Raw genomic sequence first — 13,059 nt, 5'->3', positions numbered from 1 at the left:
AGGCCTGCCGCGAGTACAGGACCTGCCCCCGGCAGGGCTTGGCCGGTGCTGGAGAAGCTGATTCGGCAGGCCCCGGCGGCGGTCGGAGGACCCGCCCCGGCAGGCCTGCCGCGGGTACCGGAGGTGCTTACTCGGCGCACCCCGCGAGGCATTGGAGGAGTTGCCGTGGGCTGGTCTGCCGCCAGGCACCGGAGTAACTGATCCGATCGACCCGGCGGCGCCGCCCGTTTTGGCACCGGCGGTTCCCAACGGAGTTGGCCCGGCGGGGCGTCCGCGGACCTGCCCCGGCACGCCTGCCGCCAGGCACGTGAGGACCTGCCCGGTAGGCCCGGCGGCGCGGCCCGCCGGGCACCGGATCGTCCCGTCTGCCGGATAGGGTGACCTGGTGAGCGACCCCAGCCCGGAAAGCCGTCCCGCGGAGCACCCTCTCGCGGACGGCCCGACCCCCGCCTCGACCGGCGAGGCCTCCGCGGCCGCCACGAACGGCGCCGAACCGGAACGGTCCCGGACCGGCATCCCGGCCGCCTCTCGCATCGACGCGGCTCGAGGGAAGGCCTCCCGGGACGGCACGACCCGAGGCGAGATGGCGCTTCCCGCGGCCGCCACCGCGCCCCCCGCTCCCGGCGCCGAGACGACTTTGGGCTCCGACGGAACGGCTCCCGCCTCCGAGGGCGAAACGGCTGCCGCCTCTGTCGCTGAACCCCCGGCCGCTCCCGGTGGCAAGGCCCCCACGGCCTCCCGCGGAACGGCCCCCGCATCCAGTGAACCCCAGGCCGCTCCCGGCGGCGAGGCGCGCCTTGCCTCCCCCGAAACCCCGGCCGCTTCCGGCGGCCCAATCCGCGCCGACTCCACCGGAACCCCGGCCGGACCGCCGCCTGCCTCGGGCGCCGACGCGCCCACCGCCACCGGCGCCGGAACCCCGGCCGACTCCGGCGCCGACGCGCCCGCCGCCTCCACCACCGGAACCCCCGCCGATTCCACCGGAACCCCGGCCGGGCCGCCGCCCGCCGTCACCGGAACCCCGGCCGGGCCGCCGCCCGCCGCCACCGGAACCCCGGCCGGGCCGCCGCCCGCCGCCACCGGAACCCTGGCCGACCCCACCACCGGAACCCCGCCCCCAGCACCCCCCTCCCTGCTGCGCCAGGCGCTCAACATCCCCAACCTCCTCTCCCTCCTGCGCCTGGCCGGCGTCCCCGTCTTCCTGTGGCTGCTGCTCGGCCCCCGGGAGGACGGCTGGGCCCTGGCGCTGCTGGTGTTCAGCGCCCTCACCGACTGGCTCGACGGCAAGCTCGCCCGCTGGCTGAACCAGATGAGCCGTCTCGGGCAGTTGCTCGATCCGGCCGCCGACCGGCTCTACATCGCCGCCACGCTGGTCGCCTTCCTGGTGCGCGGCATCGTGCCCTGGTGGGTCGTCGCGCCGCTCGTGCTGCGGGAACTGGTCGTGGGCGTCTGCCTGGTCGTCCTGCGCCGCAACGGGTTCCTGCCGCCCGACGTCACCTACGCGGGCAAGGCCGCGACCTTCGTGCTGATGTACGCCTTCCCCCTCCTGCTGCTCACGCAGGGCGGCTCCGCCGTGGCCGCCGTCGCCCGCCCGTTCGCCTACGCGTTCACCGCCTGGGGCTGCGTGCTCTACCTGTGGTCGGGGGCGCTGTACGTGATCCAGACGATCTCGGCGGTCCGGGGTGCCGCCCGCACACGCCTGATGTAAGACTTCGCGCGAGATCCGCGCAGTGAAGGCACGAAAGGGGACCGCAGTTGTCCGCTCCAGAAGAGTTGCGCTACACCGAGGAGCACGAGTGGGTGGCCAGCGCCGCCGGTGACTCGGTCCGGGTGGGGATCACCGAGTTCGCGCAGGACCAGCTCGGCGACGTGGTGTTCGTCGAGCTGCCCGAGGTGGGCAAGCAGGTCAGCGCGGGCGACGTGTTCGGCGAGGTGGAGTCCACCAAGAGCGTCTCGGAGCTGTACGCGCCGCTCGACGGGGAGGTCGCGGCCGTCAACGACGCCGTCGTCGAGTCCCCCGAGCTGATCAACAGCGACCCCTACGGCGAGGGCTGGCTCATCGAGCTCAAGGTCGCCGATCCGGCCACCGTCGAAGGCCTGCTCGACGCCGACGCCTACCAGGCGCTGACCGCCGGATAACGCCCGGGACTTGGGGGAGCCCCAGCGCCTGCGACCGATCAGACACGGTACGTTGGCAGCACACGTTCTTCCGGTAACACTTCAGTGGTGAGGAGAGCTCAGGTGAGCACGAACGACGGACCCGGCGTTCCCCCGGAGCAGTCTCCGGAGCGGACCTCGGTCTTCCGGGCCGATTTCCTGGCGGACGCGGAGGGCCACGAGCCACCGGCGCCCGAGCCTTCGGTCGCCGGCGTCGACGCGCTGCCGGCGGGCTCGGCACTGCTGGTCGTCAAGCGGGGCCCCAACGCGGGCTCGCGGTTCCTGCTGGACCGCGACACCACCAGCGCGGGACGGCACCCCGACAGCGACATCTTCCTCGACGACGTCACGGTCTCCCGCCGGCACGCCGAGTTCCGGCGTGAGGGCGGCGAGTTCGTGGTGATCGACGTGGGCAGCCTCAACGGCACCTACGTCAACCGCGAACCGGTCGACCAGGCCGTCCTCGCCGGCGGGGACGAGGTGCAGATCGGCAAGTTCCGCCTGGTCTTCCTGACCGGCCCGGGGCACGGGGGCCAGGGGGCACGGTGACGGCTGCCGGGCGGCCACAGCGCGAGGGGCTGAGCATCGGGGCCGTACTGGCGCAGCTGCGCTCGGACTTCCCCGACGTCACCATCTCCAAGATCCGGTTCCTCGAGTCGGAGGGGCTGGTGCGGCCCGGGCGCACGCCTTCGGGCTACCGGCAGTTCGCCCCGGCGGACGTCGAGCGCCTGCGGTTCGTGCTGTCCGCCCAGCGGGACCACTACCTGCCGCTGAAGGTCATCAAGGAGCAGCTGGACGCCGCCGACAGCGGTGCGGCCGGGCCCGAGGTCACTCCGGTCCGGCTGCCCCGCAAGCTCGTCTCGCTGTCCTCGCCGGCCGGGGACGCGCTGCCCTCGGCCGAGGACTTCGCGCCGGGGCGCGAGGTCCGGCTGACCCGCGAGGAGCTGCTCGAGCAGGCGGGTGTCGACGCGGGCACGCTGGCCGAGCTGGAGCAGTACGGGCTCGTCCGGCCGGGGCCCGCCGGCTTCTACGACCCGGACTCGGTGCTCGTCGCGCGCACCGTGCGGGCGATGACCGAGTTCGGCATCGAGCCGCGGCACCTGCGGGCGTTCCGCGCCTCGGCCGACCGGGAGGTCGGCCTGCTGGAGCAGATCGTCACGCCCGTGTACCGGCACCGCGACGCCGACGCGAAGGCCCGCGCCGACGAGATGGTGCGCGAGCTGGCGGCGCTGTCCGTGACCCTGCACACGCTTCTGGTCAAAGCGGGCATCCGCGGTGTCACGGGCGGCTGAGTGCGGCCCCGTGCCCTGTCCCGGTCGGTAATGACACAGTTTCATGACTCTTCCTATCGCCCCGGATGCCGTACCGTTGGTTGTGGGTTGCCGGACACCGAACGTGCTTGAGGCACATGCGAACTAGCGAGCACAGCGTCCACCGGGCGGGTAGCGTCGAGGATGTCGGCGCGGGCACGGCCGCAGGGCGCTGCAGCCCGCGCACAGGAGAGGGAGGCGAAGTCCGATGAGCGAGATGCGCGTCGTCGGCGTGCGGGTCGAGCTGCCCGCGAATCAGCCGATCTTGCTGCTGCGGGAGACGGAGGGCGAGCGCTACCTCCCGATCTGGATCGGATCCGTGGAGGCCACGGCCATCGCGCTCGAACAGCAGGGCGTGCGGCCGGCGAGGCCGCTGACGCACGATCTCCTCAAGGAGGTCATCGGCGCGCTCGGGCGGGAGCTGGAGCACGTCGTGATCACCGATCTGCGCGAGGGCACCTTCTTCGCGGAGCTGGTGTTCGACGGCAACGTGCGCGTTTCCGCGCGCCCCAGCGACTCGGTCGCGCTCGCGCTGCGGGTCGGGGTGCCGATCCACGCCGTGGACTCGGTGCTCGAAGAGGCCGGCCTGATCATCCCCGACGAGCAGGAGGACGAGGTCGAGAAGTTCCGCGAGTTCCTCGACTCCGTCTCACCCGAGGACTTCCGCGGGGCCGACACCTGAGCCCCCGTCCCGCCGCGGACAGCTGATCCGGATGACGGCTGAATAACTGGTCGGGGCCGCCGCGCGTCGCGTTGACCAGTGGGGCCACCACGCTTACCGTCTAAGGCGGTAAATCGCCAAGGTGCAATTCCCCCCGGACCGGGGTGCACGCCGCGGTTCGCCGGCAGGGGTTCCGCTCCCGGGACCCCGGTGCTTGTTTCGACCGGCCGCCCGGCCGGGCGAGGGGAGGCATGCGTGGTCGACGAGAGGCCGATCAAGGCGGTCGACGGAGAGCAGGGTGAGCTGTTCCCTGATTCGTCCCTGCCGGATGAGCTGGTCGGTTACCGGGGGCCCGCGGCCTGCCAGATCGCCGGGATCACCTACCGGCAGCTCGACTACTGGGCCCGCACGAAGCTCGTCGCCCCGAGCATCCGCACCGCGCACGGCTCGGGTTCCCAGCGCCTGTACTCCTTCAAGGACATCCTGGCGCTCAAGATCGTGAAGCGTTTACTGGACACGGGCGTCTCGCTGCAGAACATCAGGGTCGCGGTGGACCACCTGCGGGCCCGCGGGGTCGCCGACCTGGCGAAGGTGACGCTGGTGTCGGACGGCACCACCGTGTACGAGTGCACCTCGCCGGAGGAGATCGTCGATCTGCTGCAGGGCGGGCAGGGCGTGTTCGGCATCGCCGTGAAGGTCCCGATGCAGGAGATCAGCGGCACGATCCACGAGTTCCCGGCCGAACGCGCCGACGGCGGGCACGTCGAAGCCGTCGTGCCGGACGAGCTGAGCCAGCGGCGCAACGCCCGCCGTACGGGCTGAAATTACCTGCGGGTAGTGTGGAGCCCGCAGTCGCCGAAGCCGCGCGGGAGAGACCGAGCCCCCACCCGGGCCCGGCGCCGAAGGAGCAACTCCTCCCCGGAACCTCTCAGGCCCCCGGACCGCGCGGACGAGACGCCTCTGGAAAGTGGGTCCCGGCCACAACCCGGAACTCCGCCGACGGTGCAAGCCCGGCCCAACGCAACGGGTGAACCTCTCAGGCGCCTTCACGGCATGGACAGAGTGGGGAGGCCCGGACACCAGCTTGGTGTCCGGGCCTGTTTCTTTTCCAGGCTCAGCCGCTGGTGAGCCCGGCCGCCTTGAAGTCGGCCTGCTGGGCGGGTTCCCGCAGGTAGTCGCGGAAGACCTGGGCCGCGCGGGCCTGCACCTCGTCCACCGTGGCACCGGCCAGCCCGAGGAACGGGTAGTCGGCGGAGGGGGCGTTGGCGACCGACTCGGCGGGGGAGCCGACCATGCCGGGTTTGGTGGTCTGCAGCTGGTCGACCCAGTAGGAGTTCTCGGGCACCCAGGCGGCGGGCAGGCCGCCGATGGCCGCGAGGTCGGCCTTGCCGGTCAGCGCGTCGAGGACCTGCTGGGACGGGATCGCCCGCACCTCGATGTGGACGCAGTGGGCGTGCACGACGGTGTTGGCCTGGTTCCACCGGTTCGCGGCGGCCTCGACGGGTTTCTGCGCGGTCGGCGTGACCACGACGGACATCGTCGAGTCGCCCTCGGTGCAGGCGTTGGCCTGGGCCTCGGCGCGGCTGTTGACGGTGTTGTTGGCCCAGCTCCAGCCCAGCAGCCCGACGACGAGCAGCACGACGAACACCCCGGCGACGATCGGCCACTTCGCGACCTTGCGGCGCCCGGCGACCTTGCCCATGGCGCGGTGCGTGCCGGTGGCGCTGCTGCGGCCCTCGGAGACGACGCGGTGGCTGCCCGTGGTGGTGCTGCGGCCCTCGGACACGGCGCGGTGGCTGCCGGTCGTCGTGGTGCGGTTTTCGCCGGTGTCGGTGGCGCGGACGGGGCGGTGGCTGCCGGTGGAGGTGGCGCGGCCCTCGCGGGTGCGGAAGCCGCCCGTGGAGGTGGAGCGGCCTTCGGAGACGGCGGGGTGGTTACCGCTGCGCGTGGCACGGCCTTCGGTGGGGGTGCCGCCGACGGCGGGGTAGTTGCCGCTGCGCGTGGCGCGGCCTTCGCCCGCGGCGCGGAAGCTCCCGCTGCGCGTCGAGCGGTCCTCGGTGCGCGCGCCGCCGATGGCGGGGAAGTTGCCACTGCGGGTGGCCTGGCCTTCGGTGGGGGTGCTGCCGACGGCGGGGAAGTTGCCACTGCGGGTGGTCTGGCCTTCGGTGGGGGTGCTGCCGATGGCGGGGAAGTTGCCGCTGCGGGTGGCGCGGCCTTCGGCGGGGGCGTCGCCGATGGCGGGGAAGTTCCCACTGCGGGTGGCCTGGCCTTCGGTGCGGGAGCCGCCGATGGCGGGGAAGTTCCCACTGCGGGTGGCGTGGCCCTCGGCCGGGTAGCCACCGCTGCGCGTGGCGCGGCCTTCCGTGGGGTGACTGCCGCTCCGCGTGGCGCGGCCCTCCGCGGCGGAGCCGCCGACCGCGGGGTAGTTCCCGCCGCGCGTCCCGCGGCCTCCGGTGCCATCTACTGCCGGGAAGTTCCCGCTACGAGCGCCCCTGCCTTCGCCGGGGGCGCCGTCCACCGCCGGGAAACCGCCGCTGCGCGTGGCGCGACGGTCCGTGGGGGAACCGCCGACCGGCGGAAAGCTGCCGCTGCGGGTGGCCCTGCCTTCACTAGGAGTGCCGCCTACCGCAGGGAAGTTCCCGCTGCGCGTGGCGCGGCCGGGCTCACCGAAGGCATTGAAGCCATCGGGCTCGTCGGCCGGCTCGGGTGCGGGGTGGCGGAGGCCGACCGTCGTGCGGTTGGCCTCGGAACGCCCTCCGGGCAAGGGAAAATCAACTTCGTCGGTCACCACGGGGATCGTGCGCGTGCGCTCGTCGACGGGAGGAACGGGGCGCTGCGGGCGGTTCAGCGCCGGCTGTCCTGGCCGCATCGGTGCACGGCCGTACTGCGGCTGCCTCGGATGCGCGGCGTTGCCCGGTCCGCCCGCCGGCCGCCGCGGCTCCTGCGGTCGCTCAGGGAGGCGAGGAGCGGGATCGTCGTCCCGGCTGTGACGCCCCATCGGGTAGTCCCTTCAACTCTGCGTGCATAGTCGGCAAACGCGTTCACCCTAACAGGGGTAGAGCGTTAGGAAAACGTGATGCGTCTGTGAGGGCGAAAAAACTTACCGTCACCACACAAAAGATCAAGAAATCAGTTGTGAAGCGAAAGTAAGTAGTGGCACTGCGCTATCAGGCTGTTGCGCAGCGGGGCCGCTCGGCGGGCGAACTCGCCCTGCAGCCGGGCGTATTCGGCGCGCCCGGACGGGGTCTCGATGCGCACCGGCTCGTACCCCAGCGCGGAAAGATCGTAGGGACTCGCCCTCATGTCCAGTTCGCGGATCTCCACGGCGAGTTCGAAGCAGTCGGCGAGCAGTTCCGACGGGACAAACGGATCCAGCTTGTAACAAACCTTGTAGAGATCCACAAGCGCTAACCTACAGGCACCGGCCAGCGACGACCGGCTCACCGAACGGGGCAGCTACCACCCGGGCCTGAGAAACCCGGGAGGCTCCGTGAGCGGCGAGGGAGCCGGGCCATAAGGCCCTGCCCGGGGCGATGCGAGGACCCCGGCCGACGAGGTCGGGCGAGCGTTCGGAAGATGTCTCGGGCCACCCGGCGCAAGGGCTGTCCGACCCGTGACGACAGAAAGGACTAACGCCATGCTCACCTCAGACCGCCTTGCCGCCGCCGAGGCCCAGGAATTCACCGAGGTACTGGCCGATAGCCCGTGCCGACTGTTCGCCGGGGTCACCCGGGACGGTTCCGTGTGGGAATACCGGTCGATCATCGTTCGAGACGACGCCGACCTACGCCGCCCGGTCCGGGAACGGCTGGACCGCGACGGCTACAGCCTCACCGAGCAACGCGAGTACGCCGACCCGGGCGTCATGTTCGGCCGGGCGGTCGAACGGGTCTACAGGTAGTGACCGACCGATGAGCGGCCCCGGGGGCGCGGATACCGCCCCGGGGCCGTCCGTATTCAACCAGAGAGGACGTGGGCGCACCGTGTGCGTGAACAACCACGATCCGGACCGGACCGAGGTCCGGCCGGACGGCCGTCGAGTCTGTCTCGACTGCCAGGCGAAGTACCAGGGCCGCGCCAATCGCGGCCGACGAGTCAACCAGTCCAAGCGCGACGAACGCCGCGCAACCCGTGCATGGGAGATCGAGCGTGTCCGAGTTCAGCCTTGAAAAGTTCTCCGCAGACTTGAACCGTGACCACGGGTGCTCGCCCGTGGTCTTCCGACCCCCGGCGGAGGACGACTACGGCGGGCAGTACGAAGCATGGTTGGCCGGGGAGGCAACCGCAGAGCGCGCCGTCTCTGGTGGCGTCCCGGAGTTCGAGTTTCGTAAGGCCGTGCTCCGATCGGACATGCCGACTACGCGGAAGCTGGTTGCGCTCGTTGTGGCCAGCTACGCGACACCAAGCACCGGCGACGGTGCTCACCCGAAACAATCCACTGTGGCCAGTCAGGCGTCACTGGGAACCGACAAGGCGGCCAGGGTGCACATGCGGGCACTGGAGGAGTCCGGGTGGCTCGTGGTCACCAGACGCCTACCCAAGGGCGTCAAGGTGTACCGGCTCGCGATTCCAGACCGGTCCCTCAAGACCGGGGTTCCCCAGGACCCCGGTCCCCCAGGACCGGTCACTCCGGGCGCCCAGGACCGTTCTAGACCGGTCCCCCAGGACCGTTCTCATATAAGGACCCAATGAAGGGATCCCCTAAGGATCCCTTCCTTTTGGCTGTAGAAGGGGTTGCTGTCCGGCCGCTTCGAGGCGGCCGGTACCTGACCGATCGCACGGCCCAAACGGGGGGCCGTGCTCTCTCCACAGAGGATGGATCCGTGGGCGGCCCATGGAGGCCGCCCCAACGGGCCGCCTGAAGGCGGCCCTACAGGGGATACCCGAACGATCGCACGGCCCAACGGCCGGGCGCATGTGGTTCACACTCACCGAACCGCGCCGTGTTGCGCCTGCCCAAACGCAACACCTTTCTCCGGTTGTAGGGATGGTTGTTGTGTATGACTCTCGTCACGCCACTGTTCCGTTTCCCCTGGTCAGCGGATCGGCCCCAGCCGGGCCGATCCCCCGTTGTGCGCCGATCGGAGATCTCACGGGTCTTAGTAGTTGCCAGGCGGGAGGGAGGAGGGAGGGCCCTGAAAGGGCCCGACCGACGACCGACCGACTGGCACCCGTAGCCGGACCCCTTGAAGGGTCCGGCCGGACAGATCAGGGGGCCGCCCTGAAAGCGGCCCCTAGGACAGACCAAAGGGCCCGCTCGAAAGCGGGCCCAAGGGACAACTACTAGGCCCGCCTCAAAGCGGGCCATAGGAGAACTACTAGGGCCGCCTCAAAGCGGCCCAAGGGAGCGCGCGCGTACGCGCGCTTAGGGGGTACCGGATGCCTTGGGCTACGTCGGACCGTAGGCCCAGGCTCCCCGGCGTCTGTTCCTCTCCGGACGCTGGGTCGAGAGCGCGCTAGGGCCACAGGAGCGCGCGGGGGTCGAGCGCCGGTCCGAGCTGGTCACTTGGTCCGGCGCTCCCCCCGAACACCAACAGATCTTCCGTGCACGCCGGGAGCGGCACGGTGGCGCGGTCCGGGCTAGCCACCCGGCCGTGAGTTCCTTACTGAGTGCGGACGCCCTCGTCCCGGTCTCGGCCGGGCGGGGGCTTTTCCGTGTCCCACAACGCCCTCCCTGGAGGAGACCGAAATGACCAAGCCCAAGACCAAGACCTTCGACGAGTTGCCCGAGTGGGCGCAGCGGTGCATTCGCCAGCTCCGCAAGGACGTTGCTCGCTACCGGACCGAACGCAACACGCTCCGCGCAGCGCTTGAGGCGCTGCTGACCAAGGGCCCGCGCGCGGACAGCGCGCAGACCAAGACCCCGCAGAGGAACCACCGATGAGCGAGACTCCGACTGACCAGACCAGCACTGAGACCCCCACAGAGGCCCCTGAGAGCCTCTCTGAGGCGTCTTCCCTCTCCGAGAGTGTAGAGACACCGGAGACGGGCAATAAGGCCGCCAGGGAGGCAGCTAGGTACCGGACCCAGCTCCGTGAGACTGAGGCCGCGCTAGCGGCGGCTCGGGCCCAGGTCGAAGCGTTCCAGTCGGCCGAGGTTCACCGGCTGGCCGGTGAACGGCTTGCGGAGCCTGGCGACCTGCTGTCCCTGTCGGGCAAGACACTCGCCGACTTCCTCGCCGAGGACGGGACCGTGAACGCCGACTCCGTCCGGTCGACCGTGGCCGAGCTGCTGGCAGCCCGGCCGGGCCTCCGGAAGTCGGATCCGGCCGTGGATCCCTCGCAGGGCCTCGGGGCCAATGGCCCCTCACACGCCGCTTCGTGGGCGGATCTGTTCAAGCAGAGCAACGGCTACTGACGCGCCCACACGTACCAACGAAAACAGCCTCGCCCCTCACGGGGGCGGGGCTTTTTCATGCCCACCAAAGGCTTTCCGCTCACTGCTGCGCCGCCCGTGGCGGCCGCGCTGAGCACGTAGCGCCCGTGGCGCACCTCGTGGCCTGACCCGTGGTCCGGCCTGACCGAGCTGCCAGCAGGCAGCGAGCCGCGCGCCTACAGCGCGCAGACCAACCGACACCACCACCCCAAGGAGTTCCCCATGACCGTCGTTCCCGACAACACCGCATGGTACCCGCAGGACCACGGCGCCCTGATCGACAACGCCGTGAAGAACCAGGCGATTGCGGCCAAGGTGCTGACGCCCGTCACTTGCGCCGGGCACACTATGGGCTTTCCGGTGCTGGAGGCTGACCCGGACGTTTCGTGGTACGCGCCCGGCGCCGAGATCTCGCTCACCGACCCGGAAACGTCCGAGCTGATCGTCACGCCGAAGGCCGTCAAGGGCCTTACTAAGATCGCGAACGAGTCGATCGCGGACAGCAACCCGGCCACCGCCGAGGTCGTCGGCCGAGGGCTGGCCCGCCAGATCGTCGAGAAGATCGACAACGCGTTGTTTGCCGCATCGGCCCCGGCGAACGGTCCGCAGGGCCTGCCGCTGCACACGCCGACGACCGTGCAGGTTCAGGGCGGACTCACCGCGTTGACCGACGAAGACCCGTTCGTCACCGCGAAGTTCACTGCGCTTGAGCTTGGCGCCGAGCTGTCGGCGTTCGTGCTCGCCACCGACGTCGCTATGTCGCTGGCGACCGTCAAGGTCGCGACCGGCGACGCCCGTCGCCTGCTGGACAGCGACGACGAGGGCAACCTGAGGATTGCGGGCCTGCCCGCGTACGTCTCCCGTCACGTTGCGGCCGGTGAGGCCTACGGGCTCGACCGCAGTCAGAACTACCTCGTGATCCGCCAGGGCACCTCGGTTGAGACCGACCGGTCCGGCGCGTTCACCTCGGATAGCACTCTGGTGCGTGCAGTGATGCGCGCCGAGTTCGCGATCACCAACCCGGCCGGTGTGGTCCGTCTGGTGCCTGCCGGTTCATGATCCCTTCCTGAGATTGGCCCCCGCTTCCGGGCGGGGGCCGTTCTCTTGTGCCCCAACACATCTACAACAAGTTAGAGGAGACCCCATGCATACCCCTGCCCCTGTCGAGACTCCAAAGGTGACCGAGCGTCTGCGAGAGCTGGTCACGGAAAGCGGCCTCGCTGGCGTCGAGTTCGCCCGTCGTGTCGGTGTCTCACACCAGAGTCTCCACCTGTACCTACGGGGTTACAGGGTCCCGCGTGCGGCCACCGCGCAGCGGATCGCCGATGCGTGCGGAGTTGAGGTCGCATGGCTGCTCGGCGGTGACGCGTAATGGCCTATGCCACCCCGCAGGACGTGGCAGACCGGTACTTCCGACCGCTGGACCCGGACGAGGAGCGCGTCGTCGCCGCCCGACTCGAAGACGCCGAGCGCCTCATCAAGGCCCGCATTCCCGACCTAGACGCCAAGGTAGCCGCTGGCACAATCGACCAGGGCACCGTCGTCATGGTCGAGGCGGACATGGTGCTCCGGCTCATCCGGAACCCGGACGGCTACACGTCCGAGACCGACGGCAACTACTCGTACACCATCAGCGCAGCGGTCGCGTCCGGCACCTTGGAGGTCAGGCCCGACGAGTGGTCGCTGCTGGGCATCAGTGGCGGCGTTTTCGTGATCGCTCCCCGGCCGCGCATGCCTTGGGAGCGGCCGTAGCAGAGTTTCCGGCCGGTTGGCCGGTGTCCCTGTCCACCCAACACACGAAGGGAGGGACTGTCTGGGCCGTAGGCGAGACGCGCACACGGTCGCGTCGTAGTTGGTGCTTCAGCCCGGCGCCGGGGTCGTAGCCGCGCCGGGCACTGGGCCGTCCTTCGTCTGCCGGGGCGGCCTTTTTTCTTTTCTTCCAGACAATCGAGGGGAAGTTGTGTCCACAACGGACGTACGCATTGCGCGTATCTTGGTCTGCGCCGAGTGTCTGACCTACCGACCGACACGCTGGTTTCCGGATGTTCCAGAGGGTGGCCGCGCGATCGGACCGGGCGTGATCCACCACGCCGGGAGCCATGCCGTGTTCGCTGACCGCGACACGTACCGGCTCGTCGTCGGCCCGGGCTCCCACGACCCGAGGACCGATGTTCACCGCGACCCGGCCGACGCGGGTCTGACGAAGGTCGACGGGGTGTGGTGCCGTGGCTAGGAGACCGACCGGGGTGCCCTGTGCTCGGGAGGGGTGTAGCGCCGAGCTGTCGCCGTTGCAAGTCAAGGCTGGGCGCCCGTATTGCTGCTCGCTGTGCGAGTTGCTGGCGGCCGAGTTCGACCGCGCCGAGGCGATGTGCAGGGACCAGTACACGTCACCGGAGGCTGAGGCACTGCTCACCGACGCGTGGACAGCGCTCGTTGCGGCCGGTGACGCTTTCGCCGAGTACCGGCAGGCCGTACAGGCCCTCTCGCGTCTGCGGGCCCTAAGGGATGTCTCGTAACCCGGTGGGCGGCTGGCCGGTCCGGTAGTTGATCATGTTG

General features: G+C 70.4%; 15 protein-coding genes, 1 pseudogene and 1 riboswitch. Of the genes and pseudogenes, 14 read left to right on the top strand and 2 right to left on the bottom strand.

The window, feature by feature from the left end; all coding sequences use genetic code 11:
• The first annotated feature begins 1,087 nt into the window (after positions 1–1,087).
• From clsA to ABFX51_RS07895, 6 genes are all read left to right on the top strand, one after another.
• The gene (gene clsA, locus ABFX51_RS07920; RefSeq protein ID WP_428832457.1) at positions 1,088–1,708 is read left to right on the top strand and encodes a cardiolipin synthase ClsA; all 621 of its coding nucleotides are present in this window, start codon (positions 1,088–1,090) and stop codon (positions 1,706–1,708) included.
• Positions 1,709–1,755: 47 nt separating this feature from the next.
• Positions 1,756–2,139, top strand: a complete 384-nt coding sequence (gene gcvH, locus ABFX51_RS07915; RefSeq protein WP_091503392.1) for a glycine cleavage system protein GcvH — start codon at positions 1,756–1,758, stop codon at positions 2,137–2,139.
• Between the two features lie 102 nt (positions 2,140–2,241).
• The gene (gene garA, locus ABFX51_RS07910) at positions 2,242–2,706 is read left to right on the top strand and encodes a glycogen accumulation regulator GarA (protein WP_091503393.1); all 465 of its coding nucleotides are present in this window, start codon (positions 2,242–2,244) and stop codon (positions 2,704–2,706) included.
• Entirely contained in the window at positions 2,703–3,449 is a 747-nt protein-coding gene (ftsR, locus tag ABFX51_RS07905) for a transcriptional regulator FtsR (protein WP_177228479.1), read from the top strand. The genes garA and ftsR overlap by 4 nt, the downstream gene beginning before the upstream one ends.
• 226 nt (positions 3,450–3,675) lie before the next feature.
• Positions 3,676–4,149 carry a bifunctional nuclease family protein gene (locus ABFX51_RS07900; protein WP_091503395.1) on the top strand — a complete coding sequence of 158 codons (474 nt, stop codon included), beginning with the start codon at positions 3,676–3,678 and terminating at the stop codon, positions 4,147–4,149.
• A gap of 234 nt (positions 4,150–4,383) precedes the next feature.
• Positions 4,384–4,950, top strand: a complete 567-nt coding sequence (locus tag ABFX51_RS07895) for a MerR family transcriptional regulator (RefSeq protein WP_091503396.1) — start codon at positions 4,384–4,386, stop codon at positions 4,948–4,950.
• A 34-nt stretch (positions 4,951–4,984) separates the two neighbouring features.
• A riboswitch (glycine riboswitch) is annotated at positions 4,985–5,082 on the top strand.
• A 160-nt stretch (positions 5,083–5,242) separates the two neighbouring features.
• On the opposite strand, the gene ABFX51_RS07890 is transcribed toward ABFX51_RS07895, so the two are convergent.
• Together ABFX51_RS07890 and ABFX51_RS07885 are read right to left on the bottom strand one after the other, a co-directional pair.
• On the bottom strand, positions 5,243–6,646 hold the full coding sequence (locus ABFX51_RS07890; protein ID WP_346053146.1) for a serine-rich family protein: 1,404 nt from the start codon (positions 6,644–6,646) through the stop codon (positions 5,243–5,245).
• Between the two features lie 611 nt (positions 6,647–7,257).
• Positions 7,258–7,545 (bottom strand): annotated as a pseudogene (locus ABFX51_RS07885) (3-methyladenine DNA glycosylase); the annotation flags it as partial.
• A gap of 220 nt (positions 7,546–7,765) precedes the next feature.
• On the opposite strand from ABFX51_RS07885, the gene ABFX51_RS07880 reads away from it, so the two are divergent.
• From ABFX51_RS07880 to ABFX51_RS07850, 8 genes are all read left to right on the top strand, one after another.
• The gene (locus ABFX51_RS07880; protein ID WP_346053145.1) at positions 7,766–8,029 is read left to right on the top strand and encodes a hypothetical protein; all 264 of its coding nucleotides are present in this window, start codon (positions 7,766–7,768) and stop codon (positions 8,027–8,029) included.
• A gap of 1,788 nt (positions 8,030–9,817) precedes the next feature.
• Entirely contained in the window at positions 9,818–10,012 is a 195-nt protein-coding gene (locus ABFX51_RS07875; protein ID WP_346053143.1) for a hypothetical protein, read from the top strand.
• Complete coding sequence (locus ABFX51_RS07870; RefSeq protein WP_346053141.1) at positions 10,009–10,485, top strand: hypothetical protein; 477 nt, start codon at positions 10,009–10,011, stop codon at positions 10,483–10,485. The genes ABFX51_RS07875 and ABFX51_RS07870 overlap by 4 nt, the downstream gene beginning before the upstream one ends.
• Positions 10,486–10,725: 240 nt before the next feature.
• Positions 10,726–11,562 (top strand): phage major capsid protein, encoded by an 837-nt coding sequence (locus ABFX51_RS07865; RefSeq protein ID WP_346053139.1) that lies wholly within the window; start codon positions 10,726–10,728, stop codon positions 11,560–11,562.
• Positions 11,563–11,647: 85 nt separating this feature from the next.
• Positions 11,648–11,875, top strand: a complete 228-nt coding sequence (locus tag ABFX51_RS39615) for a helix-turn-helix domain-containing protein (protein ID WP_428832454.1) — start codon at positions 11,648–11,650, stop codon at positions 11,873–11,875.
• On the top strand, positions 11,875–12,255 hold the full coding sequence (locus ABFX51_RS07860; RefSeq protein ID WP_346053137.1) for a Gp19/Gp15/Gp42 family protein: 381 nt from the start codon (positions 11,875–11,877) through the stop codon (positions 12,253–12,255). Before ABFX51_RS39615 ends, ABFX51_RS07860 begins: the two co-directional genes overlap by 1 nt.
• 352 nt (positions 12,256–12,607) lie before the next feature.
• Positions 12,608–12,736, top strand: a complete 129-nt coding sequence (locus tag ABFX51_RS07855; protein ID WP_346053135.1) for a hypothetical protein — start codon at positions 12,608–12,610, stop codon at positions 12,734–12,736.
• A gap of 55 nt (positions 12,737–12,791) precedes the next feature.
• Complete coding sequence (locus tag ABFX51_RS07850; RefSeq protein WP_346053133.1) at positions 12,792–13,019, top strand: hypothetical protein; 228 nt, start codon at positions 12,792–12,794, stop codon at positions 13,017–13,019.
• Positions 13,020–13,059 lie beyond the last annotated feature (40 nt).

The organism is Amycolatopsis dongchuanensis (assembly GCF_039542405.1).
Lineage (GTDB): Bacteria > Actinomycetota > Actinomycetes > Mycobacteriales > Pseudonocardiaceae > Amycolatopsis_E > Amycolatopsis_E sacchari.
Note: the sequence above shows the minus strand (reverse complement) of the source record. Positions and strands in the feature narration are given on the sequence as shown.

Coding starts and splice junctions, on each gene's coding strand:
- ABFX51_RS07860 (WP_346053137.1), top strand. CDS start 11,875: ATGGCCTATGCCACCCCGCAGGACGTGGCAGACCGGTACTTCCGACCG.
- ABFX51_RS07880 (WP_346053145.1), top strand. CDS start 7,766: ATGCTCACCTCAGACCGCCTTGCCGCCGCCGAGGCCCAGGAATTCACC.
- ABFX51_RS07875 (WP_346053143.1), top strand. CDS start 9,818: ATGACCAAGCCCAAGACCAAGACCTTCGACGAGTTGCCCGAGTGGGCG.
- ABFX51_RS07865 (WP_346053139.1), top strand. CDS start 10,726: ATGACCGTCGTTCCCGACAACACCGCATGGTACCCGCAGGACCACGGC.
- ABFX51_RS07870 (WP_346053141.1), top strand. CDS start 10,009: ATGAGCGAGACTCCGACTGACCAGACCAGCACTGAGACCCCCACAGAG.
- ABFX51_RS39615 (WP_428832454.1), top strand. CDS start 11,648: ATGCATACCCCTGCCCCTGTCGAGACTCCAAAGGTGACCGAGCGTCTG.
- ABFX51_RS07900 (WP_091503395.1), top strand. CDS start 3,676: ATGAGCGAGATGCGCGTCGTCGGCGTGCGGGTCGAGCTGCCCGCGAAT.